Raw genomic sequence first — 25,710 nt, forward strand, 5'->3', positions numbered from 1 at the left:
AAAAAAGGGGATTTTCTGAGAAGGTTTGTCTGACTTCTTAGGGAGTCCTTTTTTTGTTGAAGGTGGCAGATCGGATAGTGCGTTCTGGAATGAGTACCATCGACTAAGCTGTTTTGCTGTAACGATGTTTTACATCGCTCCAGTCCCGAATGCGGCGGCACGTGTGCCCTGTACTGATGTTTTTCAACGCTGCATGAGCGAAAACCCCTCGCATCCGTGCTGCGTGTGGCCTGTAACGATGATTTACATCGTTACAACCCCGGCCATTGCGGCGGCACGCCCTGCAACGATGTTTTTCAACGCTAAAGTAGGCGTAGAGAGCAGAAGGTAGAAGTTAGCGTTGTAAAACAAGCTTAAAGATAAGGGGCAGGATGTAAACCCCGAATGTGGAAGCTGAGACGTTGTTTTTCAACGTATCTCATCGCCCTAGTCCCCGTCCAAGACTGCCCACGCCCGCCGCTAACGCCGACTCCCACCCATTACAACGACTCTACTGCAAGCCAAAGCGATTTCTGTTAGGATAACGGTATGAGAATGCAAAAGGTGTGTGAGTCATGCTTCAATTGATTCAATTGTTCGTTGATATGATGGAACGGGTCGGTTTTCTGATAGCGCTTGCGTTTGCGTTTTCCCGCAGCCGCTGGATGCGCAGCTATATGAGCTATCAAGGTGACAGGACGTATCAATGGCGCTTTCTGTTCTTTTTCTCCGCGTATGCGATTCTTGCCACTTATTCGGGTGTGACGGTTTCTGACTACACCTACAGGCCGGCGCCTTGGATTGGCGAGGTTTCTCCAACTGCGGCGATTGCGAATGCGCGTACCGTTGGTGTTGTCATTGCGGGGCTGCTTGGAGGTGTCAAAAGCGGCTTTATCGTCGGCATCGTAGCCGGCGTGCATCGCTACAGCTTAGGTGGATTTGTAGCTGTTGCCTGTATGATTGCTCCTATTCTGCAGGGCATATTGGCAGGGCTGTGTCGTAATGCGTTCAAGAAACGCTTCCGGAAGATAGCTTCTGTACAGCTCGCATTTCTCGTTGGATTCATGGCTGAAGCGCTGCAGATGATTCTTATTCTTGCCTTGGCCAAGCCTTGGGATGATGCGTTCAACTTGGTTTCGCTTATTGGTTTGCCCCAGACGCTTGCGAATAGCGTTGGCGTTGCTCTATATTTCGTGTTATACAACACGATGGAGCGTGAAGAGGCCAGAATTGGCGCGGAACATGCGCATCAAGCGCTGCAAATTGCGGATATGACGATGCCGCTTTGGCGGTTGGATTTCGATAAGGCGGTAGCGGAAATTTCGAAGGTGTTAAATGAGGAAATGAAGTCGGTAGGCGCATTTTTCAGCAAGGATGGCGTGTCATGGATTGCAGAGGGGAGAAAAACGCAGCACTGGAACGATCTCATCATCCGTGTTCCGAATCGGCCCCAGGTTGGGCAGTTTCGGCTGTATTTCGAGCGGGAGCAGGACGACAATCCGTCCCGTAGACGCATGCTTTCCTCTCTGGCAGAGCTGCTTTCCCAGCAGTACGCGTTCGTCGAGTCGGATCGGCAAACACAGCTTTTGGCTGATGCGGAGATTCGCTCGCTGCAAGCGCAGATGAACCCCCACTTCCTGTTTAATGTGCTGAACACAGTCAAATCTTTTATCCGCACGAAACCGGAAGAAGCCCGTCAGATGGTGATGCATTTGTCTAAGTTTTTGCGCAAAAATATGAGTCACGGCAACCAGCGCCTTATCACCATACGTGATGAATATGAGCTGGTTATGTCTTATCTGAGCTTAATTAAATCCCGTCTGGGCGAACAGATGGAATTTTACGCTGAGATTGACGAAAGGCTGCTGGATCATGCTATTCCTCCATTTACGATTCAGCCGCTGATCGAGAATGCCATTGTTCATGGTATCAAAAACAAATCGGGTATCGGTGTCATTCGACTTTCGGTGAAGGAGGAGCCCGACGACGAGGGGAAGCTCCATGCGCGTATTACTGTACAGGACAACGGAGTAGGTCTTGAAACCGCTGGAACCGAAAGTCAGTTGGAACACGCCGGGCTGGCTTTGCGGAATATCGAGCAGCGTCTAAGTTATCATTACGGTAAAGAGCATCCTTTGGAGATTGAAAGCAAGCCAGGGGAAGGCACAACTATTAAATTTTGGGTGAGGTGATGGCGGGTGGGTTGGAATATTGTCATTGCGGATGACGAAGAGCCGGCTAGAGAAGAATTGATTTATCTGTTGGAAAGCAGCGAAGAGGTGGACAAGGTCACCGCGGCAGTCGGCGGAATGGATGCCATTAAGAAGGTCAAAGAATTGGCGCCGGATGTGCTATTTCTTGATATGGATATGCCGGACCTTAATGGCCTGCAGGTTGCCGAAATCGTAGGAGAAATGAACCCGCAGGTGAAAATTGTTTTTTCCACAGCCTACGATCAATATGCCGTTCACGCGTTTAAGCTGCGTGCTTTTCATTATATGCTTAAGCCGTACGATGAGGAGGATATCGCGATTGTGTTCAGGGAGCTGCGTAAAATACAGCCTCAGAACAGCACAGCGGCTGCGCCCCTAAGCACGTCGGCATCGATTAAGACGAGCGTAAAGCTCGCATTAGAATTAGACGAAGGGATCAGATATGTCTCTCCGAAGGATATTATGTATATCAGCAAGGAGGTTAAGAATGTTCAAGTTCACCTTCATGATAAGGCCTATATTGTTTCGTATACCTTATCGGAGCTGGAGCAGAAGCTGGAGCCGTACGGATTTTTCCGCTGTCACAAAAGCTATCTCGTTAACCTCGCAGCGATCTCAGAAATGAAGACCTGGGTGAATGGTGCGTACAATCTACTTATGGAGGATGCTGGGCGAAGCACCATACCTGTCAGCCGAAATTATGTGAAACAGCTGCGTTTGAAACTGGAAATTTAACATCATGGGTCTCGAAAATGGCATGTTGCGCTACAGGTATTCCGCTTGTTCCCCAAACAAGCTATACTCCTTGTAAGCGCTAACAATCATGTTATCTGGAGGGTGATCATAGATATGTCACTATTAAAAAACAAATTTGCTTCCTACGTGATCTGGGCGGTCATTGCCCTACTTGGCGCGTCAGGCTTCGCGATGCTCGCACTTTCGAGAGGCGAAAGTATTTCAGCGATTTGGTTAATTATTGCCGCCATTTGTACGTATTCGTTCGGTTACCGATTCTATAGTCGTTTTATCGCTCGCAAGATTTATGAGCTTAACGACAAGCGTGCAACACCGGCTCACGTTCAAAACGACGGCAAAGACTTTGTGCCCACAAACAAGTATGTCCTCTTTGGTCACCATTTTGCTGCGATCGCAGGGGCGGGTCCGCTGGTTGGTCCGATCTTGGCAGCTCAAATGGGGTACTTACCGAGCATTCTCTGGATTATTATCGGAGCGGTTCTTGCGGGGTGCGTGCAGGACTTTGTGACCCTGGTAGGCTCCATGCGCCGTGGCGGTAAGTCGCTCGGGCAGATGGCCAAGGATGAGGTGGGCCCATTCAGCGGTACTTTAGCCTCTATTGCAACGCTTGCCATTCTAATTATTATTGTCGCTGTTCTTGGGCTTGTTGTTGTGAAAGCGTTAGCAGAATCCCCATGGGGCATGTTCACCATTGCGATGACGATGCCGATTGCTATCTTTATGGGCTTCTATATGCGCTATATTCGTCCAGGCAAAGTAATCGAGGGCTCGATTATTGGTTTCGTTTTGTTAATGATCGTTTTGTGGTCAGGTCAGTTTGTTGCAGAGAGTCCGGCTTTAGCTAGCATGTTTACGTTCACCGCCCCGCAAATTGCGGTTTTGATGGTGATCTACGGTCTTATTGCTTCCATTTTGCCAGTTTGGGTGCTGCTTGCTCCACGGGATTATTTAAGTTCATTTTTGAAAATCGGGGTCATCCTTCTGCTCGCTGGCGGTATTATGGTGATTTTACCTGAACTAAAAATGCCTGCCGTAACGAAGTTCATTGACGGTACTGGACCCGTATTCTCCGGCAATTTGTTCCCGTTCTTGTTCATTACGATTGCGTGTGGCGCGGTCTCCGGGTTTCACGCATTGATTTCCTCGGGTACGACGCCGAAAATGATTGATAGAGAAAGCCATGCGCCGTTCATCGGCTTTGCCGGTATGGCCGCTGAATCTTTCGTTGCCGTTATGGCATTGATTGCGGCTTGCTCCTTGGAGCCTGGTCTGTACTTCGCGATGAATTCCTCTCCGGCTGTTATTGGAACCGATCCTGTTGCTGTCGCTGCCAAAATTTCATCCTGGGGCTTCACTTTGACGCCTGATCAAATTACGGGCACGGCCAAAGAAATCGGCGAGAAAACCATCCTCTCCCGAACGGGTGGAGCACCAACGCTTGCCGTAGGTATGGCTGAGATTTTCTCTTCTTTTTTAAATGGGGCCAAAGCGTTCTGGTATCATTTCGCTATCTTGTTCGAAGCGGTCTTTATTCTGACTGCCGTTGATGCGGGGACACGTGTCGGCCGGTTTATGCTGCAAGATTTAGTCGGCAACTTCTACAAACCTTTTGGCCAAACCAAAGATTTTAAATACAATTTCATCGCTTCTCTGATCGTTTGCTTGGCTTGGGGGTACTTCCTGTATCAAGGAGCTGTCGATCCGTTTGGGGGAATTAACTCCCTTTGGGCGCTATTCGGTATTGCCAACCAAATGCTGGCTGCCATCGCTTTAGCCGTAGCGGTTACGATTATGATCAAAATGGGCAAAGCCCGCTATGCGTGGGTAGGCATGATCCCATTCGTATTCCTGGCCGTGACGACGTTGACCGCTGGCTACCAAAAAGCTTTTTCACCGAATCCAACGATCGGATTTCTATCCGCTGCCAGAAAATATCAAGAGGGAATTGATAAAGGCCAAGTCATAGCACCCGCCAAAAACATGGACGTTATGCACCAAATCGTAACGAATAACTATATCGATGCGGGGTTAACAATCTTCTTTGGGATCGTAGTCCTTCTGATAATCATCATTTCAATACGTTTGTGGTTCAACATTATCATCCAAAAACAAAAGCCTCAGCTACAAGAATCGCCGTTCGTCCAATCCACATTTGGAGGGTGATCCCGTGAGAAAGATCACAAGTTTTTCGCACAAGTTTAATAAGACGATCAAAGTCATTTTCAACATCCCGGACTATGACAAATATGTGAGGCATCAGCAGGAACATCATCCGGATCATCCCATTTTGACGGAAAAAGAATTCTACATGCAGTCTCTTCATGAGCGTTATGAAAGCGGCAAAATTAATAGGTGCTGTTAAGATGAAAAAAACTCGATCCCCGGTGATAAGCCGAGAGGTCGAGTTTTTCTTTTTAAAGGAAAGGGGCGCCGGCGTCTTTGAAGGCTTCCTTCATTTCTGGCGTTATTTTGGAATCGCTAATAATTCCGGTCGTTTCCTGCACTTCACCGATAACAAATAGGGAGCTGCGACTGAACTTGGAATGGTCCGCCACGAGGTACGTCTCCATGGATTGCTTCATCATGCGGCGATTCGTTTCGGCTTCCAGCTCATTGTAGATCATCATGCCGCGAGTTAAGGAAATGCCGTCTACGCCCATGAAGGTTTTGCGGATGCTGAGATTATCGAGTGTCGCATTGGCGAGTGGTCCCGATAACTCAAACGTTTGCGTGCGAATCACGCCGCCGGTCAGAATGAGCTGCAGCCCTTGTGTGCCAATCAGCTCGTAGGCGATATTCACCGCATTCGTGATGACGGTGAGGTTCTTGAATTGGTTTAGCTTTTTGGCGATGAACGTCGTGGTCGTCCCACCGGTTAAGCCGATAATATCGCCGTCTTCGATGAAGTTAAGCGCTTTGTCGGCGATTTCTTTTTTTTCTTCTGTATAAAGGTCCATTTTGTTGAAAAAGGGGACTTCCACCTTTAAGCTTTCCAGCACGGCGCCTCCGAAGGTGCGGATGCAGCGTTTCTCTTGCTCCAGAATCTCAAGATCCCGCCTGGCTGTTGCTTCCGATACGCCAAATTGCTGAACGATATCGATCAAGGCGATGGAGCCTTTATCTTTGATGGCTTGCATAATGGCATCTCGGCGAATATCTGTCTTTCCCATGGAACCTCCTAAAAAGCTTTCCTCGTGGAAAACTAGCTAACGATGTAAGTAGTGCTAGCTTCTATCTTATCATGTGGATGGATAAGCCGTCCATTAGGTGGAGGGTTAGGAACAGGCAGGGGTGCTCGAGTCTGTGGCTACATGAGGAGCTCTTCTATGACTGTGCCTTGATGGAAGGAGGGGCCGAGCAACAAGCTGATCAACTTGTCGGCTGTTGCATGAGGGGATGCCAGCATACCGCGATCTTTTACCATTTTAAAAATATCAGGTGTGGTCAACGCCTCGTTGCTTGTGTTCCTTGCCTGTTCTTGTAGACTTGTATCGATCATCCCCGGGTAAACCGAAACGATCTTGACAGCCGTTGATTCCGTACCCTGTTCCAATCCCACGCATGTTGAAAAAATATCGAGACCAGCTTTGGCGGTCGAATATGCACTCATACCTGGAAGTAACTGTTTGGCAGAGGCCGAGGAAATGTTCAATATGCGTTTTTCTAGCGGCAGGTGCTGGGTTAGGCGAATAAAACAGGAGGTAAGCACGATCGGGGCGAGTAGATTGACATGTAGGTTGTCCATTAATTCCTGTGAGTTAGCCTGCTCGATTCGGGAAAAAGGCGAGAGGATGGCCGCATTATTGATGAGGTAGATTCCTTCGGCATTTGTAAGATCGATTTTCTGGAACACTTGCTCCATCAGAGCTTCGATTTCGTTGTCGTTTCTCAAATCATATTCGTAGTACTCTAGGTGACTACTAGCAGCTATTAGGTTATCGTTCCTTGTCCTAGAAATGCAGATCAAGTGATGATTAGGAGAGATGAGCTTAAGCGCCATCGCTTCTCCAAGACCGCGGGATGTACCGGTAATAATAAAATACTTCATTTGGACAACTCCTTAATTAGAGTGGGTGGGTATGAGGCAGCCAGTATCCGTATCTCCCAACTGTTTCGGCGAGAGGGAACTGTAGACCTCTATTTCATTCCTTGCCACTCAGTAGAGCAGATTAGGCATCTCAATCGGACGTCCCCTTGGTACTGGGCGTCTGAGTTGATGCATTTCATTCACTTAACGCCGATTACTCCTGTTATTTGCTACAAATGATGCTGATTTTGGATAATAACTGGAATTTCTCCAGCTAATATTGGCAAATCAAGGTAATTTCGGACAGCTGCCGACGATTTAGATGGAGTTTCTCCCGACTATTCCGTTCCCTATCACCCTGCAGCGCAGATTAACGCCAGTTTTTCCATCTAATCCATCGAAAATACTTCAATCGGTTCTTCTCCCTAGCACTGGGATACCCTGGGGGAAGTGAAGCGTGTGTGGAGGTGGAGCAACGTAATAGCGGTGGAGAGTAGCTTAGGTGGGAGGAGTGATGAATAGCGTTGGATAAGAGGCAAGGTAGAAGAATCACCGCGTCTGTTGATGACACGGTGACAAACAACGTGAAAAAGCCCCGGCAATACCCGCCGGGGCTAACATCATGCAGCTACACCGTAGCTGCAGTCAAATCAAGCCATGCCAACTCCTGCGGAGTGAGCACAAGCTCCGCGCCGTCGCGGCATGAGAGCATTTCGGCCTCGTTGCGCGGTCCGATGAGCGCGCAAGCCGGGAACGGCTGGCTCAGCACGTAGGCGAGCGCGATCTGAATCGCGGTTACGCCTTTTTCCTGTGCCAGTTGTTCCGCGCGGTGCAGCCGCGTCCAGTTCTCGTCGCTGTAGAACACGCGAACGAGATCAGCGTTATCGAGCACGTCCGGCGAGTACCGGCCCGTGAAAAATCCGCGCGCCTGCGAAGACCAGGACAGCAGCGGCAGCTGTGTAGATTCGTGCCAGCGCAGAGCTTCCTCGTCGACGGAGACGCAGCCACTCCAGAAAGGCTCTTTCGCTTTCGCGAGGCTGAGGTTCGGAGAGCTGAAGCTGAAGCCGACAAGGCCGTTCTTCGCCGCATAGTCGTTCGCTTCTTGCAGACGTGCGTGCGTCCAGTTGGAGCCGCCGAATGCGCGAATGCGTCCAGCTTCTACATGCTCGTTCAGCGCTTCCAGGATCACTCCGACCGGTACGGCTGGGTCATCGCGATGCAGCGCATAGAGGTCGATGTAGTCGGTGCGAAGTCGCTCGAGTGATGTGAACAGGTCGCTGCGAATCGCATCTGCGTTCACACGTGGACCGTTCTGATCATGATGCGCACCTTTTGTGAAGATGTTGATATCATCGCGGTTGCCCAGTTCATCCATCCAAATGCCAAGCGCTTGCTCGCTCTGGCCCCCGCAGTAAATAAAGGCGGAGTCAATGGTATTGCCGCCAATCGCTAAATAATGTCCAAGAACGTCACTGACTTCCTGACGGTTGTCCAGACGGAAAAAGTCAGAGCCCATAATCAGTTTGGAAACAGGTTTATCTAAGCCTTTAATTTGAATGTGCTTCATCGCAATCATCCCAACCTTTCGTATGATAAGTAATTATAGATAGGTTACAAAACAATGCGGGAACGTTTTCTTGCTGATTCCAGACAAGCGTCAAGTACTTTCATGTTAAGAATGGCGTCATTAGCAGGATAATTCGGCTGTTTCTCGCCCCAAGCGGCATACGCCAAGTCGTCAACTTCTAACGCATATTGGTTCAGGAATGGAACGGTTTCTACCCGGCGTTCATTGCCGACATGGACAATGAATTGACCGGATTCATCTGTAGGGGTGACAAAGGCAGAAGGGACTTCAATACGGCCTGTCGCTCCGACGATTTCAATCGTATTACGGAAACCAGCCCACATGCCGCAGTCAAAGGTTAGCGCAACATTGCCGCTGAATTCTACAAGTCCAGACATCATCATATCGACATCATCATGCTCAGGGGAGAAGAAGGCGTGCGTCGTAACCGCTTCAGGCTCTCGGCCTAGAATCATTCTTGCTGCGCTGATTGGATAGCAGCCAACGTCATATAATGAACCGCCGCCCCACTCGCGTTTGTAACGGACATTTTTGCTGTCGTTCGGATTGCTGAAAGTGAACGCGCCATGAATGCCGCGAATATCGCCGATTTCTCCGGAATCAATGATCTCTTTAATTCGCGTGTAACGCGGATGATGGCGGTACATGAACGCTTCGGCAAACTGTACGCCGGCCTTCTCACAAGCCGCAACCATTTCTTCCGCATCAGCAGCAGTAAGTGAAGCGGGCTTTTCGCATAGCACATGCTTCCCTGCCTCAGCAGCACGAATCGTCCACTCTTTATGAAGATGGTTCGGCAGAGGTATATACAAAGCATCAATATCGGGATCGGCAATTAATTCCTCATAACTGCCGTAAGCTTTTGGAATATTAAGCTTCTCCGCAACTTCTTGTGATTTCTGCAAATCGCGACTCGCTATAGCGCTTACAACACCAGTTTGTGACTGCACAATTCCGGGAATACACGCCCTAATTGCAATACCCGCACAGCCTAGAATTCCCCAACGAAGCTTTGTCATGACGTTATGATCTCCTTTGAAAAAAATATTTAATAGCGTTATATTGTTATTATAAAACGAGTTATTTAAAATGAATATGATAATATATTGCATCAGATATCGGAATATTGTCATTGGTAGAGGAGGGCGCGAGTGATGAGAAGGCAAGTCATGCTGCCGAGGCTGCAGCAATGCCCCTATTTTATTTTTCCAGAATCGGTTGGCTGGTATCAGGATTTTCCCGACCATTCGATTTATAGGCAGGAAGGTTATTATGATTCATACAGCATTCATTTTATTCTTTCAGGGAAAGGATATGTGGAGATTGAAGGGGAGCAGCACGTGCTTCAAAAAGGCGATGCTTTTCTTTATTTTCCATTTCAAGAGCAGCGTTATTATTCCTCCAAGGAAGATCCGTGGGACGTTCGTTGGGTTCATTTTTACGGGAGCCATCTGAAGGAATTTATGTTGGAAAAAGGCTTTTTGCGTACGTTATGGACACTCAAAAGATGGAGTGAGCTGGAGGAGGCGTTTCACGAGCTCTTGTTAGAAGCGGAGTCGAATAGCATTCTGAAGCCGACGAATCTCTCGACGTTATCCTATAAGATTCTGAGTGAATTCATGAGCTATGCGGCCCCGTTAACGAGCAACCGAGGGATAGAGTCCGTGGACCGGATTCTGGCTATACTTCCTACCATGCAGCAAAAAGCCTGCGAACCGTTCATTCTCGAAGAATGGGCGGAGCTCACAGGCGTAAGTACTTATTATTTCTGCAAATTGTTTCGCAAAGCGACCTCGATGACACCGCTCTCCTTCATTACCCTATGCCGCATTCAATTTGCAAAGCAGCGTTTGATCGAGAAGGAAAGCTTAGCGATCAAAGAGATCGCGATTCAAGCCGGTTATGCCAGCGCCAGTTATTTTAACCAGCGCTTTCAGGAGCAAGAAGGGATGACACCGAGCGAATTTCGAAGCTTGTACGGCAAAGGTTTATTTGAATAAGCGAGAGCGAATAGGTTCTCCATCCCAAACGATTTCGGTCTCGGCTTGACGTTCCTTGACTTCCGGTTCTTCAAGCAGGAGGAAGAAATTTTTGGTAGGCAGATCGCCAAGCCCGTGTTTGACAGAGAGCATGTCCAAAAAGGGGCGCATATTATCAAGCTGACCTGACATGTTGCTGGTGCCCTGCTGGGCAAAAGCGTAGAGGACGCTGGCAATGGGCGCGCGCTTCACACGGAATTTCTCAGCTGCTCTTAAGAAGAAATCCCAGTCCCAGTAATGGAACACCTCCGTGTCAAAAGGTCCCAAGGCTTCAATCAATTCAGGACGGAAAATACAGCCTGATGAGAAAAAGGTTGAAAATCTGCGCATCGCCGGCACATCAAATTCATAAGCGAAAACGAATCGGTTCGTGATCGAGCGGGCGTTGTTTTCATAGATATAATCGAAGATTTCGACATCCGGGTAGACAAGATCATAACCTTCAATTTCTTGCAGCATACGTTCAATATGCATGGGGAGCAGCAGATCGTCATCATCGCAGAGCATGATGTAATCGCCTTTCACCTCTTGCAGGCCGCGATTTCGAGCGTGAACGTGCTTGAGGTTTTGCGGCATATTAACAATTTGAATGGCGAGCTCCGGGTATAGCTCCTGAATGAAATCTACCGAAGGACCGGCATCATTGACGACAATGATTTGCAGGTTTTTGTACGTTTGGCGGTATAATGATTCTGCGAGCTCAGCAAGCTCAATTCGACGATTATACGTCGGGATAATAATGGACACCAAGGGTTGATCAGACAACAAGAAGCACCTCCGATTTATCATAGATTAAGCTTACCTCAAATTCGTCATACTTCTCAAATACATTTGTGCAAGTTGCTGCTTGTGCCAAACGCGAAGGAGGCTCTAGATGCCAAAGGAACCGTATACACGGGTAAGCCCGACTGATCTGTTTTTATGGGAAAAAGATCGTTATTTGAGCGTCTTAATTGGACAACTACAGGATATTCGGCTGTTAAGTCTGGATATTTTTGACACGCTGCTATTTCGTTCTTGCGCGAATCCAGCTGATATATTTTCGAAAATTGCCATGCAAGCCCATCATAACGGTTCACTGAAAACGCATGTATCCCCGGAAGCATTCAAAGAAATACGTATTCGTGCCGAGCACAAAGCGCGTGCAAAGCAAACTGCTCGAACAGGCTTCGGTGAAGTGACGTTGGAGCTTATTTATGAGGAAATACCGGACGCGATTTGCTGTAGAGACGAACTTGCCAGGCTGGAAGTGGAAGTCGAAGCGGAAGTTTGTTATGTGAACCCGCACATAACCTCCTTGCTGCATGCCTGTAAAAAAGAGCAGATTCCTGTAGCGCTCTTATCGGATATGTATTTGTCGTCAGAGCAGCTTCGGCGAATTCTTGCATCAGCAGGTCTTGATCTGTCTCAGGTGGATACGCTGCTCGTCTCGTCGGAGGAGCACGAAGGGAAGTCGTCAGGGCATCTGTTTGCTAGGCTCAAACAATTTTATCCGCAAATCGATGATCATTCTATCGTACATATTGGCGACAATGTGGCAGCAGATGTGGAGGGAGCAGCCAAAGCAGGGATCAGAGGGCTGCACTATCCTGTTATTCTGGAGCATTTTGAAAGCATCCATCATTGGGAATTTATCAGACATGGGGATGTGCTGCCGGAATGGAAGTCATTGCGGAAGCTAGCTGCAGCTTCGGATATGGCGGCTGGAAGCGAAGAAAAGGATCGGAGTTTATACCAATTTGGCACGGATGTGATCGGGCCTTTCCTGCACACATTGTGTGAGTGGGTGCTTGATATTTGCGTCCAAGAGGGCATCACTTGTGTGAACCCGCTGATGAGGGAAGCCTATTTGTTAGCTCCGATGCTTGAACAAGCTGCGTATTTGAGAGGCGTGGAGCTTCAAGTGAAGCCGATATATGTGTCAAGACAAGCTACTTTTATGGCGGGACTGGAGCATTTTGGGGAAGATGAGCTTGCGTATTTGTTAGGTATTCAAGGTTTGAAAGTGGGAGAGCTTTTCGACGTATTGGATGTTGGTTTGGAAGATGGACATTTCGAAGCCTACATGAAAGAATCAATTGAAGCATGCAAGTACATAACTGACGATAATGGTTTAACTATTTATGATTTCCTGTGCAATTATCTACTAAGTGAATCTGGGCAAAGTAAGCTCTTAGCGTCGATTGAACGCCATAGGCAGCTCTTGGTAGGCTACCTGGCACAGGAGTTTGGTTCTCCGCAGCGGTTAGTGACGGTTGATATCGGGTTTCAGGGAACGATTCAAGGAGCTTTAGAAAAGATTGTGAGACTCGCGGGAAAGCAGCCGGAAATGAAACATTTGCTTGCCGTTGGCACGAATCGGCTGGATGAGCTCCGTCTTCAAGGCATGGATATTCGCAGCATGCTGCGCTCAGGCAGTGGTGGAAGCGAGATGGGGAGGCGGATCGCGAGGACGCCGGCTTTTTTGGAGGAGCTCATGATGGGCGGTTTCGGCTCAACGCTGCGTTATGCTGCAGACGAGTCTGGCGCAATAAGCCCGGTGCAAGCAGAACTGCACAGAACGGAGGAAGAATACGCAGGAAAACAAGCCTGTCAAAAAGGAGCGCTTGCGTTCCAAGGCTACTATGCGTACCTGCTTCAACAAAAAAATGGACGACTAACACGAGCGTCCACGCATCCGGAAGAGTGGAGCAAGCCGCTGCACCGCGTGCTAACTATGCCGAAGCCAGAAGAGGCGAGAGTTTTGGGCGATTTGACGCATCAGGACAATTTCTGCACGGCGTTCATTGCCCCGATTTGTGGAGCTGTGGCCGAAGAATGGTACCTGGCAGGCCCGGAGGCATTTCTGAATAGCTGCAATTATGCGCCGACAGTCTTGAATGTGAATTGGCCGCAGGGTATGGCAACCAGAAGGTTTCCATACTATTTGTATCATTATTATGTGCAGCTGGCGGATGGATTTGGCAGTCAGGCTATGATTTTCGATACCCTTCAACGGGTTAAAAAAGACGGTATTCACTCTTTAATGTTGTATGGAACGGGTGCATTTGCAGAGCAGGTGCTTAAGGCTGCTTGGTTTCACGGCATACATATTCCCTATTGGATCGATCCGGCTGTAGAGGCTAATACGGCTCCTTGGGGGCGTTTTTCTTATAAGACATTAGCGCAGACAAGGGTATTGTCAGAGGCGTCCGGAAAGACTGCGCCTGCATTCCTGATCGCAACGTTGTCCGAGCTTGAAGCTTATCCGAATCAGATTCTGCAAGCTTTTGAAGGCTCAGAACTAACACCAAAACTTTACCAGCTTCGTCCTTAGATTAGGCTCAGTACTACATAAAGTTAGTACTTTTGGAAAAGACTGTGGCGAGATAACCTAAGTTTATAAGCTAAACTAGGGGGCTCAGCCATGAAAGAGAAGGAAAACATAGGGCGGAATCAGGCAAGAACCTTTGGAGCGAATTGGCCTTTGCACGCGATGATCGTCATTTATGCCGGATTGTGGATATGGATGGCGGTTGCTCCTTACAGCAGGTTCGATTGGGTATTGGAAAATCTGTTGATTTGGGCCGCGCTTATTGCCCTCATCAGCACTTATAAGCTTATAACATTCTCCAATTTTTCTTATGCGTTAATTGGCTTGTTTCTGGCACTGCATACTGTAGGAGCTCATTATTCGTATAACGAGAACATCGTGGATGTTTGGCTGAAGCTGATTATGCATACGGAACGTGATAATTATGATCGCTTGGTGCACTTCAGTTTTGGGCTGCTGCTCGCCTACCCGTTGAGGGAAGTTATGAGTGCGTGGACGCAGCTAAGCCGTAGATGGCCTTATGTGATGACCTGCGTTATTATATTGGCGCTAGGAGCCTTTTATGAGCTTATAGAAATGTGGGTAGCTTTGCTTGTTGCTCCGGAAATTGGTACGTTATTTCTTGGAACGCAAGGAGATCAGTGGGATACGCATCACGACATGGCGCTAGCGCTCTATGGGTCTGTTATAGCGATGGTGATGACGGCAGTTTTGGGTCGTAGGCGAAAGTGGTTTGAGGAGTAGTGTGAAGAGAAGTTTGAAGAGCAGTGCGGTAGTTCGAGAAATATATTTCACAAATGTGGAGGCTGGTTGCTGGTGTCAGTTGAAGGACAGAAAGAAATGTTTGGTTATGTAGGTTCTTATACGAACGACGAGCATAAGACGGGGATTACGTTATTTAGACTCGATAGGCAAACTGGAGCAATTACACTGCTCGACACGTATACCGATTTGCCTAACGCTTCGTTCCTTGCGCTGAACGCTGACCGGACTGTCTTATACGCAGTCAGTGAGACAGATACTTATCTTGGCGGCTTCGGAGGCTCAGCCGCGGCATATGCTATCGAAGCTGGGACTTGGAAGCTGACGAAATTGAACCAGCAGGCTACCGGCGGGACTGCTCCTTGTTATATTAGCGTTGATCAGACGAACAGTGCTGTTTTCGTGGCCAATTATTCAAGCGGAAGTGTCACTTCTTATAAGATTGAAGAGGGTGGAGGGCTGAGCGAGCCTACGCAGTTGGTCAAGCATGAAGGTACTTTAGGGCCGCGGACGGATCGCCAGGAGCGTCCGCACGCGCACTCGATTGTGCTGGCGCCAGACAATCGATATGCGATTTCCGCCGATCTGGGCCTCGATCGGCTGATCGTGAGCCGCATTGACGCGGAGGGAGGCACGCTTCAGCCGCATGGTGAAACAGCGGTGAAGCCGGGTGCAGGCCCGCGGCATTTGGTGTACAGCGCGGACAGCCGCTTCGTGTACGCGATTAATGAGCTGGACAGCACGGTGACTGTGCTGGCTTATGAGGCGAGCGCGGGAACGTTGACCGCGCTCCAAAGCATTTCGACGCTGCCGGAAGGCTTCAGCGGCGAAAGCACATGCGCGGACATCCATCTCTCCAGAGATGGCCGGCATGTGTATGCCTCGAACCGCGGACACGACAGTATCGCGGTTTATGCGGTTGACGGACAGAGCGGCACGCTGTCCGTCGTGGGTTGGCAGGCGACGCTGGGGCGGACGCCGCGGAACTTTGCCCTGACGCCGCAGGGAGACTTCCTGCTTGCGGCGAATCAGGGCTCGGACAGCATCACGGTTTTCCGCGTTGACGCGGAGTCGGGGATGCTGCAGGAAACCGGGCAAACGGCGGCGGTATCGCGGCCGGTTTGCTTGAAGTTTCTCTAGCTCTAGCAATCATGTAAAAAGTGCAGCAAATTAGCGTGTTATCGTGATTCTAGGAGATAATCATGTATTTAGTGCATCAAATTTATACGATTTCCCCATTGAATGGAGGATTTCGTCAAATTTGATGCACTTTTTGCATTTTTACATTTCTATGCACCCTAGCTCCGCCAAGCACGTCATTCCAGCCCCCTCTGCGACTCCTCCTTAGCTTATGCAACAAAAAGCATTGACTTCTCATGAACAGTTGTTACAATAGATCATTGTATGTACATGGTGAACGCGTGTACACAATCATGTTAAGAACAGGAAACCGTTATGGAAACCGCAAAGAAAATGACGTTATTCGGGCTTGTTTGGCCGATAATGATTGAATTATTTCTGCAATTTATGATTGGCACAGCGGATACGCTGATGGTGAGCCGGATTTCGGATGATGCGGTAGCAGTCGTTGGGATCAGCAATCAATTTTTCCAAGCTGTCATTATGCTATTCGTTCTTATATCCAGTGGAGCGGGCATAGTCATCTCACAGAAACTTGGAGCAGGCAAAGAGGAAGAAGCGCGGAAAGTGGCTTCGATGGCTTTTACATTAACGATGGGTTTGGGTGTCGTTGTTTCATTGCTGCTTTATTTCGGTGTGGATTTGTTCGTTTATTTTCTGCATGTCCCGACTTCTCTTCATGAGATGACACGGCAGTATATTCAAATTGTGGGCAGTGGAACGATCGTCATGGCCGCCGTATTAACTTTAAGCACCATTATCCGCAGCACAGGAAATACGAAAGGCACGATGCTTGTTGCTATCGGTATGAACATCATCCATATTATCGGCAATTATGTGTTTATTTTTGGTGCTTTGGGGTTACCAAAATGGGGGCTTTTTGGCGTTTCCCTATCAACTGTAGGAAGTCGCGTGATTGCGTTATTCGTGCTTTTTTATATTTTCCGCAAAACCTTCACCTCACTTATTACTTGGAGTGACCTGCGCGTATTCCACCGGGGATTATTGAAAGAGGTGGCGAAAGTTGGCCTCCCGATGGCTGTTAGCTCAGCTTCATGGACGTTGTCCCAGGTCGTCCTTTTTTCGATGGTCGCCACCATGGGCGCAGAGCAGCTTACGGCTAGAACGTATTTAAATACGATGGAGTCTTTCTCATTCCTGGCCGGCTGGTCATTTGCGATGGCGGTCCAAATTCAGGTTGCGCATTTATTCGGTGCAGGGCAGATGGAGAAAGCTTATCGCAGTCTCTATAAAGCGTTATTCTGGGGCGAATTAGTCGTGGTTGCCAATACGCTCTTATTATTCTTATTAGGCAAACATATCGTAGGGGCATTCACTGAAAACAACCAAATTATCACGATCGTCGTTGGTGTCATGGCCATGAATTTGATTCTGCAGCCGCTCAAAATGTGGAATATGCCGCTTAATAATGCCCTTAATGCCGTCGGAGACACCAAATTTGTGATGTATGTGAGCATTGGCGTTATGTGGATTTTTGCGGTTGGAGGCACGTACGTATTCGGTCTAAAATTCGGATGGCTGCTTCACGGCGTTTATATCGCTATGATATTTGACGAAGCGATCCGCGGATTCCTCGCTCAGAGGCGCTGGATGGCACGTAAAAAGCTGCCGAAAGCAGCTGTTTCTACAAGCGGCATGACCGCTCATTTGTGAGCAACAATAAAACAAGGCCCCCTAAAAAGGGTCTATTTTAGCTGAAAAATTGGTTGCGCATGCAACTAATCGAGCGTATGATGAATTAGTGGCAAGTGCAACGATTCGGTCAGTCCCACCATTTTTGCAGGAAGGAAGGAGATAGGATTATGATTGATGCCCGAAATACCATTCCCAGGTGGATCTCTTTGTTATACAGGTATGGACAAATGTACATTGGTGAGCATCTGAAAGCGTACGAAATCGGTAAGGGGCAGCATATTTTTCTCAATGCGCTCTATAAGGAAGATGGCCTCACGCAAGAAGATCTGGCGGACTATCTGAAGATCGATAAAGGTACGACGGCAAAAGCGCTGAAAAAGTTAGAAGAGCAAGGCTACATAACGCGCACGGTCAGCGAAAAGGATAAAAGATGCAACGAAGTGCATCTGACTGAAAAGGCTCTTTTGATCAAGGAGGATGTGCGTAAAGTATTAACGGATTGGCGGGAGCGTTTGACCGATGGTCTGTCGGAAGAAGAGAAGCAATTGGCACTAACCATTTTGGAGAAAATGGGCAATAATGCAGCAAGGTTCGCAGAGGAGGCGTAAATCAGAATGAATATGAGGGCAGCAGGTTCGGTTTTTATTGATCGACATTTCCATGCTTTAACTCATCGTAATTATCGATATCTTTGGACAGGGCAATGTGTATCGCTTATCGGGACATGGATGCAAAATATCGGGCAGTCTTGGCTCGTTCTAACGCTTACAGGTTCGCCGCTCAAGCTTGGTTTGGTCACCGCTTGCCAATTTTTACCGATCCTTTTATTTTCACTATTTGCGGGCATTATCGTAGATAAATTTCCAAAGAAGAATATCCTTTTGGTCACGCAGACGGTTTCCATGATTCTTGCTTTTTCGCTGGCAACGCTTGTTTTGACAGACACGGTGAGGTATGAGTATATCATTGTACTCGCTCTCTTACTGGGGCTTAATAATACGCTCGATATGCCGACCAGGCAGGCTTTTAACATTGAAATCGTTGGAAAAGAAGATCTAATGAATGCCATTGCGCTCAATTCCACGACGTTCAATATGGCAAGGATTGTAGGGCCTTCTATTGGCGCAGTGATGATGGCTTGGCTTGGAGCAGGTTGGTGTTTCTTGCTTAACGGAGTCAGTTTCATAGCTGTGTTGTATGGCATACTCCAAATTCAAGCAGCGCCTTATGTCCGGAAGAAAACTTCGCGAGAGGGCGTTTTCAAAGAGATTAAAGATGGAATCGTATACATCGCAAGAGATCCAGTGTTAGCTCAGACGATCCTGCTCGTGACGGTGATTGGGACTTTAGCTTTTAACTTTAATATCCTCATTCCAGTTTTCACGAGAAATGTCTTGCAATTGGGCGAGACCACATACGGTACCCTGATGTCATGCCTTGGAATCGGCTCTTTTGCAGGGGCGCTAACGATGTCATTTCGCAGTAAGAGAGGCCCACGGGTCAAAATAAGCATAATCGCCAGCCTGGTGGTTGCTAGTTGCCTAATTCTAAATGGGCTTAGTACGTCTGTTTGGCTGTGTGGGGGAGTGCTGGCTTTAACAGGATTTTTCAATATTATGTTCGCCACGAATAGCAATTCCAATCTTCAAATGAATGCGAAAGAGGAGTATCGCGCGCGGGTTATGAGTGTCTATGCGCTCGTATTTGCCGGTTCTACACCGTTTGGCAGCTTATTTGCCGGTTATGTCGCAGATCGTTTTGGAGCGAATGGGGCCTTTGTCGTATGCGGGTTACTGACGGGTATTTTATGTTTAATTATTATCTGGAAATTTCGCAAAACAGCCGAGAAAAAATCGATTGAGGCCATATAACCATTTTATCCATATTTTGGATTGTCAATTAGAAGCGTTTCCATTACAATATGATTTATATTCATGTCGTTATTGGGGAGGTAATCTTGTGCTAGGGTTTTTGAAAAGATGGATGTATTCACCTAAACATATGCCAAAGCAAGATCCTGTAAACGCTGTGGATTATAAAACGATGGAGATTGACGTGGTTATCAAGTGCTTTGTGTCGGATAAGGACAGGCCTTTTCGTGTCATCTTCAAAGTAGAGAAACAAGGCTCTTTCTTTTCCAAGGATATTTTCGTGCAAAATGTCGATGCTAAGACACCTTACGAGCTAGTTCATAACTTTTCCACACTGGGTATGAATTATGAAGAGTTGAAGAAGTACGGAAGCACGGATTATGCGGAGTACAGCTTTGCTACTTTGGAAGAAGCTAAGAAGGTAAAAGACACGACTGTGGAATACATACGTTTTCTGATCCGTGAACATCAACAAGAGACACTCGCCCAAATCTCATAGCAGGACCACATAAAGGAGTCAGCGATTTGATCGCTGACTCTTTTTTTACATTTTGTTTCAGGTGGGATCGATGGGGGCGGCAGACTGAGGAGAGTCAAGCTCATTGCTCATTGGATGAATTCCAACGAACAGGCAATTTTTGACGTTTAAATGGCGTTCTCATTGGATGAAATCCAACGCAGGGATGAATTTTGTGGGGGTTCAGCGCCATTTTAGCTGCCCTTGTTGGATTTCATCCAACGAAAAGAAGAATGAACACGTCTGCATGGCGTTCTCATTGGATTTTGTCCAATAAGAGCTGGAAGTACGCTAACTTCTAGCATGATTGACTACCCAGAAAAGGTAGGGTGCAGTAGAGAGGTAAGTTGAGTGGAGAATATAAGAGAAGGATGGTGTGGAGAAATAAAAAGTGAAGTAGTAAGTGAAGTAAGTAAGAGAAATAAAACACAGGACATAAGACGAGGACCTAGCGGAGGCTAGGTTTTTCTTATGTGCGTTGGCGGAGCTAGCCGAAATGAACAAATTAGCAGCACTATTTTCCGCTAAAATTAGGGGGATGAGGCAGCAAGGTCGAAGTCCATGGCCTATGTTGTATTATATACAACAAAGAAGCGGGATCTGACTGCCAATTCGGTCTCTCATTGCACAAAATACAACCATTTGTTCCGAAAAGGTGGGATGTATACAGCTTACCGCTTAAATCGTTGTATAAAGTACAATATAGAGGCATGCAGAAGCCCATTAGCAGCTAAATGGTTGTACAAAATACAACATAGAACGCTGTTGCAACGAATTTCTTTCCCCTCATAGCGCCAGAAGCCAAGTAAGGGTAGATGCAACAGGGCCGCCAACGGCATTGCCCAGATATCTCATTAACAAAAAAGCTTAGCCAGATCCCCAACATGGATCTAACTAAGCTTTTTTGTAGTTACCAAGCGGCGATTACTTCTTCGCTGCTTCCGCTTTGTGCTGCTGCACAATTTCTTTCAAACGGTATTGGCGTAGTTTGGTAACCGAGGTGTATTTGGAATCAGCGCCTTTGACCTCAAAAAACACTTTGCCATCTTGAATCTGAACAATTTTATGTGTGTTCACATAGCAATCTGTATTCACCTTGAAAAAAGCGCCGCCCGTTGTGATCTCTATAATCTGCTCTGTGGACATCCGTTTTTTAATGTGAAAGTTTTTCCCATGAAAAGAGACCAGCCCATGCTCTCCGACCCGGAAGTACATAATATCTTTCTCCAGTACGAAATTTTCATAGCTGTTTCTTGTTTCGAGCGCTACAGTCATTTTATTATCCCCCTTTAAAATGATAACGCTTACAATTGAGAACGTTTTCATTATACCGCATTTATTTGGATTTTTAAAGTGTTTTTCATGTAAAAAACGGACCTCCATCTTAAAAAATGGAGATCCGCGATCATATATTTCCTAGGAAATATTTAACAGCATTAATGCTTATTTGATTCGTTCAAGCACGTTGCGTGCCACCCATACGCCAGCCGCGCCGGCCTGCGCTAATCCTCTTGTAATCCCGGCACCGTCACCACCGCAGAAAAGGCCTTTAATCTCAGTCTCAAAGCTTTCGCTGAGCTTCGGACGAGCGGAGTAAAATTTCGCTTCAACACCGTAAAAGAGGGTATGTTCAGCCGCAATACCTGGGGTTACTTTTTCAAGAGCGTGAATCATTTCAATTAAGCTTTTCATTGTATTGTAAGGCAGAACGAGACCTAGATCGCCAGGAACAGCTTCCGCCAAAGTAGGCTCAAGGAAGCCCTCGCGAATTCGATCCGCTGTGGAGCGGCGTCCCCGCATGATGTCTCCGAATTTCTGTACAATGACGCCGCCGCTTGATAAATCGTTCGCATGTTTGCAAATTTCCCGCGCATATTCGTTCGGCTTATCGAACGGCTCAGTGAATTTGTGGGAAACGAGCAGAGCAAAGTTCGTATTGCTGGATCCAAGGGCCGGATCCTTGTAAGAGTGACCGTTCGCGGCCATTACGCCGCTATGATTCTCGACAACAACATGGCCGGATGGGTTGCTGCAGAAGGTACGTACCCGTGTGCCGACAGAGGTATTGTAGATGAATTTCCCTTCATACAAATGCTCGTTAATTTCACGCATCACGACATCAGATGTTTCTACACGCACGCCAACATCGACTTGGTTGTTGTACATTTTCAAGCGGCGCTTTTTCAGCACTTGCGTTAACCATGCGGAACCGTCCCGTCCTGGAGCTAGCATCACATGATCACTATGGATCTCCGTGCCATCTTTGAAGCGGATGCCTTGAATGATATGTTTGTCTTCCCGTTTGATCGTTATGATGTCGTCGACTTCAGCTTTGAACTGCATGTCGATTCGTGTTTTCAAGTATTCGTAGATGGATTTCAGAATCATTAAGTTCTGTTCGGTGCCTAGATGCCTGACCTGCGCGCGAAGCAGCTTAAGTCCTGCCGCGTATGAACGCTGCTCAATATCTTTCACAGCTTCGGTGGTCGGGTCCGTGATATTTTCCGTAGCGCCATGGTCTAGATTAATGTGATCCACATATCGAATCAAATCAATGACTTGGCTGGGGGGTAATAAATCCGTCATCCAACCACCGAATTCTGTGGTGATGTTGAACTTGCCGTCGCTATAAGCGCCAGCACCTCCGAAACCAGCAGTAATGGAACAGGCCGGCAGACAGCCAGAGAACTCCTTTTTACCGGCTGGAGGAGGACATAGCTTGATTTTGCTTTCCAGAATCGGACAACTGCGATGGTAAATGTCATGGCCTTTGTCGACGAGCAATACTTTAGCGGCAGGGTGAAGCAGTGTCATTTCATAACAGGCGAAAATACCGGCAGGTCCTGCACCAACTACGATCAAATCATAAGCGTTCATTGCGATCTCCTCTGGAACATTCATTTTTGGACGCAAAAAAACCTAGCCACACGGGTATGCAAAAGCAAGAACCCGTCGTAGCTAGGAAGTTATGGCTTCCTCTAGAGACCCTTAAGCCAATTCTCAAGGATATACGAACGATTATGACGTATGTGGCAGTTTCTTATTGCCACAACCATCATAATACGAACGTTTTATGTTGTCAATCGGATAATGTTCGTTAAATACTTAAACCTCAATGGTAATTGTGAAGGTTGTTTCGCTTTCCGTTGAGCTTACCCGAACGCTTCCATCATACTTGTCGACCAGTTGCTTGACGATACTTAGCCCTAAACCAGCGTGAAGGTCATCAGGATTCTTGGTCGAGAAACCAGGCTCAAAAATTCGTCCGAGAATATCATTGGGAATCTGCGCACCATTATTGATGACATGGAAGATTAGGGAACGCCCATCTGCATAACCGACTAGTCGAACCTGCTTGTCCCCTTCTTTATTAGACTGGGAGACAGCATCGAACGCATTATCAATTAGGTTGGAAATGACTCGAACCAAGTCCGTTGCCTTTACGGCCCCAAGCGGAGTATCTTTGAGATTGGCAACCTCATGCTGAAAGGTAATTTTGCGCTCAACGGCTTGAATGACTTTGGACTGAACAATAGCAGATAGTGCCGGCACATTGATTTGGATAATATCGTTCAAAGCGGTCGTTTCACCGATTAGATCAGCGGTGTAGCGGCTCAGCTCTTCGAACTCTTTGAGGTGGACGAGAGAATGAATAGTCGCTACATGGTTATTAAAATCGTGCCGTTGCTCCTTCATGGAGCGGAATAGTGATCCGATATGATCAACGTATACGTCTTGAACGCTCTCCGCGGTGGCCTCGCGATTGCGGTTGATGAAACGAAAACTCAGAATGACAAGAATGAAAGCAATAATAGCGGTAGTAGCGATAAGAAGCAGCAGGTTTCTTTGCTGCTGATTAAGGGAGTTCTGTACTTTCTCATAATCAGCCGTAAGTCCAATTACGACAGGGATATCCAGTTGGAGCGGGATGAACATTTTGAGGTAGGTTTTACCCTCAATGTTGGTGAGCAGCCGCTGGGTTTGCTTTGATTGTAAGACCGATTGCACCAAGTCTTGATCGCGCGGATCCTTCATGGTGTAGGAGCCGAATAAGATTTCCCGGTCAGTGAACCAGGTATAGCCTTCTTTTTTGTACTGCTCCTGCTGTCCAAGGAAAATGGGCGGGTTAAAAACAGCAATTTCTTTGGCACCATGGTCGGTATAGCCGTGAATGATTTCATTGATAACGGCATCCACACCCGTTTCCCGTTGATAATCACGGAAGAATGTATCGTGAACATAAGGATCAAGGATGTAATTCGTTCGGCCATCATAATAATAGCCCCATTTGTCCACATATTGCGGATCTGACATAGAGGTATTCATCGGTCCTGACCAATAATTCGGTAAGGCTTGGCCAGTTTTGACATTGGTTTCTTTGGTATCAAGCAGTTGATTAAAAGCTTTGAACCAGTCTCGGCTCCAGTTCTTGGTGCTCATATTGATTTCTTTCGGCTCCGTGGATTTATAGCCAATGATGTCATCGCCACTGCGCTTCATAAGTGTAATATGATCAACCATCAGCTCTTTGCTGAGAGCGACGAGCTCTTCATTGGTTACTTTTTCGATGTCCGGATCAAGCTTGTACTGCAAAGCTAATGAGGCCGTTCGCAAATTTTGTCCAATCAGATTTTCAACATATTTCTCGCCAGCTTTGGAATGTTTAATGGAAATGGCAATGTTATCGGCAATTAACTCCAGTTTAGTTTCAAGCTCCGATGACAGCATTCGCTTCGAGTATGTGTAGAATACACTGTCGGTTAGTAGTACAATGATTAACGAAATCATGAGGATAAAGAGCGAGGAACGCAGTTGGATTTTTGGCTTAGGTTTGTGCGGTGAATTCATGTTGTCCTCCTAAATGTCAATTATCTACAGCTATCATATTACAAATTCCTTGGCAATAGCGTATCAATTTATGAGGACCCTGAAACGGAGGCAGGTAGGATGAAATTAACATTTATGGGCTGTGGTGATGGCTTTAGTGTCGAGCAAGGTCATAACAGCGCTTTACTCACGTTTGGAGATACCCATCTGTGCATCGACTTTCCAGAGTCGAATCATGCTAGTTTGCATCAAATGGGGATGAAGCTCAATGAGGTGGAGCATATTTTCGTCACACATTTGCATGAGGATCACATTAATGGGTTGTCGAAGCTGGCGTTGTTTCATCGGGTGTATCCCGGCAAAATCAAGCCGAAGCTTTATGTGCCTACAGGGCTGCTAGCTGATCTATGGCAAGTTTTGCGCCATGGGCTGGAGTTAACCACGAGAGGGAAGCGAGTTCTTGAGGACTATTTTGACGTGGAATGCGTGGAAAATGCCTTTGAGATCGCGGGGGAGCGGTTCGAGCTTATTCGGACGCAGCATGTGCCGGACATGCTTAGCTATGGCCTGCTTTGTAAGCCATATTTCTATTTTAGTGGGGATACGAGGTTAGATGAAACGTTTCTAGCAGAGATTGCCAGTGAGGTGCAAACGATCTTCCATGAATGCCATATGCAGGAGGATCAACTGCCGTCGCATACGTCACTTGAGGAGCTTCTAACGCTCCCTGTATCCATTCAGGAGAAGATGCTGCTCATGCATTATGTAGATGATTATGTGCTCGCGGATGCGCGTGACCAGTTTCATGGCAAGCAACAACTTCGTTTGGCTGAGCCATTGCGAGTGTATGAGTGGTAGGCGAGCTGGATGTGTGAAAGTGGAGAGGGTGTAGTGTGTGCTATGCGGCATGCTTGGAGATGTTCCGTTAGGCAACAGAAGTGGCCTCATGTTTTCTGAGAATACCTTGACATTCCAGTATGTAAGCGGTATTTTTTACACTAACGTACAATTGTAATTGACAC

At 47.3% G+C, this 25,710-nt stretch carries 22 protein-coding genes and 1 riboswitch; of the genes, 14 read left to right on the forward strand and 8 right to left on the reverse strand.

Features of this window, described 5'->3' with window-relative positions:
• Nucleotides 1-25 precede the first annotated feature (25 nt).
• From AC58VC_RS25305 to AC58VC_RS25325, 5 genes are all read left to right on the forward strand, one after another.
• A complete protein-coding gene (locus tag AC58VC_RS25305; protein ID WP_497372523.1) occupies nucleotides 26-331 on the forward strand; it encodes a hypothetical protein in 306 nt (101 codons plus the stop codon).
• A gap of 223 nt (nucleotides 332-554) precedes the next feature.
• Entirely contained in the window at nucleotides 555-2,171 is a 1,617-nt protein-coding gene (locus AC58VC_RS25310; RefSeq protein ID WP_497372525.1) for a LytS/YhcK type 5TM receptor domain-containing protein, read from the forward strand.
• A gap of 6 nt (nucleotides 2,172-2,177) precedes the next feature.
• On the forward strand, nucleotides 2,178-2,927 hold the full coding sequence (locus tag AC58VC_RS25315; protein ID WP_497372527.1) for a LytR/AlgR family response regulator transcription factor: 750 nt from the start codon (nucleotides 2,178-2,180) through the stop codon (nucleotides 2,925-2,927).
• Nucleotides 2,928-3,041: 114 nt separating this feature from the next.
• Nucleotides 3,042-5,111: a carbon starvation CstA family protein gene (locus AC58VC_RS25320; protein WP_497372529.1), complete on the forward strand. Its 2,070-nt coding sequence runs from the start codon at nucleotides 3,042-3,044 to the stop codon at nucleotides 5,109-5,111.
• A 4-nt stretch (nucleotides 5,112-5,115) separates the two neighbouring features.
• Nucleotides 5,116-5,310 carry a YbdD/YjiX family protein gene (locus AC58VC_RS25325; protein ID WP_497372531.1) on the forward strand — a complete coding sequence of 65 codons (195 nt, stop codon included), beginning with the start codon at nucleotides 5,116-5,118 and terminating at the stop codon, nucleotides 5,308-5,310.
• A 52-nt stretch (nucleotides 5,311-5,362) separates the two neighbouring features.
• On the opposite strand, the gene AC58VC_RS25330 is transcribed toward AC58VC_RS25325, so the two are convergent.
• The 4 genes from AC58VC_RS25330 to AC58VC_RS25345 form a co-directional block, all read right to left on the reverse strand.
• The gene (locus tag AC58VC_RS25330; protein ID WP_161410428.1) at nucleotides 5,363-6,118 is read right to left on the reverse strand and encodes a DeoR/GlpR family DNA-binding transcription regulator; all 756 of its coding nucleotides are present in this window, start codon (nucleotides 6,116-6,118) and stop codon (nucleotides 5,363-5,365) included.
• Nucleotides 6,119-6,255: 137 nt separating this feature from the next.
• Entirely contained in the window at nucleotides 6,256-6,996 is a 741-nt protein-coding gene (locus AC58VC_RS25335) for a (S)-benzoin forming benzil reductase (RefSeq protein ID WP_497372533.1), read from the reverse strand.
• Nucleotides 6,997-7,603: 607 nt separating this feature from the next.
• Nucleotides 7,604-8,542 (reverse strand): aldo/keto reductase, encoded by a 939-nt coding sequence (locus AC58VC_RS25340; protein ID WP_497372535.1) that lies wholly within the window; start codon nucleotides 8,540-8,542, stop codon nucleotides 7,604-7,606.
• A 44-nt stretch (nucleotides 8,543-8,586) separates the two neighbouring features.
• Entirely contained in the window at nucleotides 8,587-9,582 is a 996-nt protein-coding gene (locus AC58VC_RS25345; protein ID WP_497372537.1) for a Gfo/Idh/MocA family protein, read from the reverse strand.
• Nucleotides 9,583-9,717: 135 nt separating this feature from the next.
• Here AC58VC_RS25345 and AC58VC_RS25350 point away from each other — a divergent pair, with 135 nt between their 5' ends.
• Nucleotides 9,718-10,563: a helix-turn-helix transcriptional regulator gene (locus tag AC58VC_RS25350; protein WP_497372539.1), complete on the forward strand. Its 846-nt coding sequence runs from the start codon at nucleotides 9,718-9,720 to the stop codon at nucleotides 10,561-10,563.
• Here the strand turns inward: AC58VC_RS25350 and AC58VC_RS25355 are convergent.
• Nucleotides 10,552-11,367 (reverse strand): glycosyltransferase family 2 protein, encoded by an 816-nt coding sequence (locus AC58VC_RS25355; protein WP_497372541.1) that lies wholly within the window; start codon nucleotides 11,365-11,367, stop codon nucleotides 10,552-10,554. The two genes, AC58VC_RS25350 and AC58VC_RS25355, sit on opposite strands and share 12 nt — an antisense overlap.
• A 109-nt stretch (nucleotides 11,368-11,476) precedes the next feature.
• Here AC58VC_RS25355 and AC58VC_RS25360 point away from each other — a divergent pair, with 109 nt between their 5' ends.
• The 7 genes from AC58VC_RS25360 to AC58VC_RS25390 all read left to right on the forward strand — a co-directional run bounded on the left by AC58VC_RS25360 (nucleotide 11,477) and on the right by AC58VC_RS25390 (nucleotide 19,843).
• Nucleotides 11,477-13,918: an HAD family hydrolase gene (locus tag AC58VC_RS25360; protein WP_497372543.1), complete on the forward strand. Its 2,442-nt coding sequence runs from the start codon at nucleotides 11,477-11,479 to the stop codon at nucleotides 13,916-13,918.
• Between the two features lie 90 nt (nucleotides 13,919-14,008).
• On the forward strand, nucleotides 14,009-14,659 hold the full coding sequence (locus tag AC58VC_RS25365; protein WP_497372544.1) for a DUF2238 domain-containing protein: 651 nt from the start codon (nucleotides 14,009-14,011) through the stop codon (nucleotides 14,657-14,659).
• 72 nt (nucleotides 14,660-14,731) lie between these two features.
• On the forward strand, nucleotides 14,732-15,817 hold the full coding sequence (locus AC58VC_RS25370) for a lactonase family protein (RefSeq protein ID WP_497372545.1): 1,086 nt from the start codon (nucleotides 14,732-14,734) through the stop codon (nucleotides 15,815-15,817).
• A 315-nt stretch (nucleotides 15,818-16,132) separates the two neighbouring features.
• Nucleotides 16,133-17,491, forward strand: a complete 1,359-nt coding sequence (locus AC58VC_RS25375) for an MATE family efflux transporter (protein WP_497372547.1) — start codon at nucleotides 16,133-16,135, stop codon at nucleotides 17,489-17,491.
• 149 nt (nucleotides 17,492-17,640) lie between these two features.
• Entirely contained in the window at nucleotides 17,641-18,081 is a 441-nt protein-coding gene (locus AC58VC_RS25380) for a MarR family winged helix-turn-helix transcriptional regulator (protein ID WP_497372549.1), read from the forward strand.
• A gap of 6 nt (nucleotides 18,082-18,087) precedes the next feature.
• A complete protein-coding gene (locus AC58VC_RS25385) occupies nucleotides 18,088-19,344 on the forward strand; it encodes an MFS transporter (protein WP_497372551.1) in 1,257 nt (418 codons plus the stop codon).
• Nucleotides 19,345-19,474: 130 nt separating this feature from the next.
• Complete coding sequence (locus tag AC58VC_RS25390; protein WP_497372552.1) at nucleotides 19,475-19,843, forward strand: hypothetical protein; 369 nt, start codon at nucleotides 19,475-19,477, stop codon at nucleotides 19,841-19,843.
• 942 nt (nucleotides 19,844-20,785) lie between these two features.
• Here the strand turns inward: AC58VC_RS25390 and AC58VC_RS25395 are convergent.
• The 3 genes from AC58VC_RS25395 to AC58VC_RS25405 all read right to left on the reverse strand — a co-directional run bounded on the left by AC58VC_RS25395 (nucleotide 20,786) and on the right by AC58VC_RS25405 (nucleotide 24,709).
• Nucleotides 20,786-21,136, reverse strand: a complete 351-nt coding sequence (locus tag AC58VC_RS25395) for a LytTR family transcriptional regulator DNA-binding domain-containing protein (protein WP_497372554.1) — start codon at nucleotides 21,134-21,136, stop codon at nucleotides 20,786-20,788.
• 168 nt (nucleotides 21,137-21,304) lie between these two features.
• Nucleotides 21,305-22,738 (reverse strand): NAD(P)/FAD-dependent oxidoreductase, encoded by a 1,434-nt coding sequence (locus tag AC58VC_RS25400; protein WP_497372776.1) that lies wholly within the window; start codon nucleotides 22,736-22,738, stop codon nucleotides 21,305-21,307.
• Nucleotides 22,739-22,796: 58 nt separating this feature from the next.
• Nucleotides 22,797-22,895: riboswitch (purine riboswitch) on the reverse strand.
• 71 nt (nucleotides 22,896-22,966) lie between these two features.
• The gene (locus AC58VC_RS25405) at nucleotides 22,967-24,709 is read right to left on the reverse strand and encodes a sensor histidine kinase (RefSeq protein WP_497372556.1); all 1,743 of its coding nucleotides are present in this window, start codon (nucleotides 24,707-24,709) and stop codon (nucleotides 22,967-22,969) included.
• Nucleotides 24,710-24,808: 99 nt separating this feature from the next.
• Between AC58VC_RS25405 and AC58VC_RS25410 the strand changes: the two genes are divergently transcribed.
• Entirely contained in the window at nucleotides 24,809-25,546 is a 738-nt protein-coding gene (locus AC58VC_RS25410; RefSeq protein WP_497372558.1) for an MBL fold metallo-hydrolase, read from the forward strand.
• Nucleotides 25,547-25,710: the final 164 nt, after the last annotated feature.

The organism is Paenibacillus sp. J22R67, from assembly GCF_059692175.1.

Excerpts from the sequence above, each read along its gene's own strand:
- AC58VC_RS25310 (WP_497372525.1), top strand. The coding sequence starts at position 555 with ATGCTTCAATTGATTCAATTGTTCGTTGATATGATGGAACGGGTCGGT.
- AC58VC_RS25320 (WP_497372529.1), top strand. The coding sequence starts at position 3,042 with ATGTCACTATTAAAAAACAAATTTGCTTCCTACGTGATCTGGGCGGTC.
- AC58VC_RS25330 (WP_161410428.1), bottom strand. The coding sequence starts at position 6,118 with ATGGGAAAGACAGATATTCGCCGAGATGCCATTATGCAAGCCATCAAA.
- AC58VC_RS25335 (WP_497372533.1), bottom strand. The coding sequence starts at position 6,996 with ATGAAGTATTTTATTATTACCGGTACATCCCGCGGTCTTGGAGAAGCG.
- AC58VC_RS25340 (WP_497372535.1), bottom strand. The coding sequence starts at position 8,542 with ATGAAGCACATTCAAATTAAAGGCTTAGATAAACCTGTTTCCAAACTG.
- AC58VC_RS25345 (WP_497372537.1), bottom strand. The coding sequence starts at position 9,582 with ATGACAAAGCTTCGTTGGGGAATTCTAGGCTGTGCGGGTATTGCAATT.
- AC58VC_RS25350 (WP_497372539.1), top strand. The coding sequence starts at position 9,718 with ATGAGAAGGCAAGTCATGCTGCCGAGGCTGCAGCAATGCCCCTATTTT.
- AC58VC_RS25360 (WP_497372543.1), top strand. The coding sequence starts at position 11,477 with ATGCCAAAGGAACCGTATACACGGGTAAGCCCGACTGATCTGTTTTTA.
- AC58VC_RS25365 (WP_497372544.1), top strand. The coding sequence starts at position 14,009 with ATGAAAGAGAAGGAAAACATAGGGCGGAATCAGGCAAGAACCTTTGGA.
- AC58VC_RS25375 (WP_497372547.1), top strand. The coding sequence starts at position 16,133 with ATGGAAACCGCAAAGAAAATGACGTTATTCGGGCTTGTTTGGCCGATA.
- AC58VC_RS25380 (WP_497372549.1), top strand. The coding sequence starts at position 17,641 with ATGATTGATGCCCGAAATACCATTCCCAGGTGGATCTCTTTGTTATAC.
- AC58VC_RS25385 (WP_497372551.1), top strand. The coding sequence starts at position 18,088 with ATGAATATGAGGGCAGCAGGTTCGGTTTTTATTGATCGACATTTCCAT.
- AC58VC_RS25390 (WP_497372552.1), top strand. The coding sequence starts at position 19,475 with ATGCCAAAGCAAGATCCTGTAAACGCTGTGGATTATAAAACGATGGAG.
- AC58VC_RS25395 (WP_497372554.1), bottom strand. The coding sequence starts at position 21,136 with ATGACTGTAGCGCTCGAAACAAGAAACAGCTATGAAAATTTCGTACTG.
- AC58VC_RS25400 (WP_497372776.1), bottom strand. The coding sequence starts at position 22,738 with ATGAACGCTTATGATTTGATCGTAGTTGGTGCAGGACCTGCCGGTATT.
- AC58VC_RS25405 (WP_497372556.1), bottom strand. The coding sequence starts at position 24,709 with ATGAATTCACCGCACAAACCTAAGCCAAAAATCCAACTGCGTTCCTCG.
- AC58VC_RS25410 (WP_497372558.1), top strand. The coding sequence starts at position 24,809 with ATGAAATTAACATTTATGGGCTGTGGTGATGGCTTTAGTGTCGAGCAA.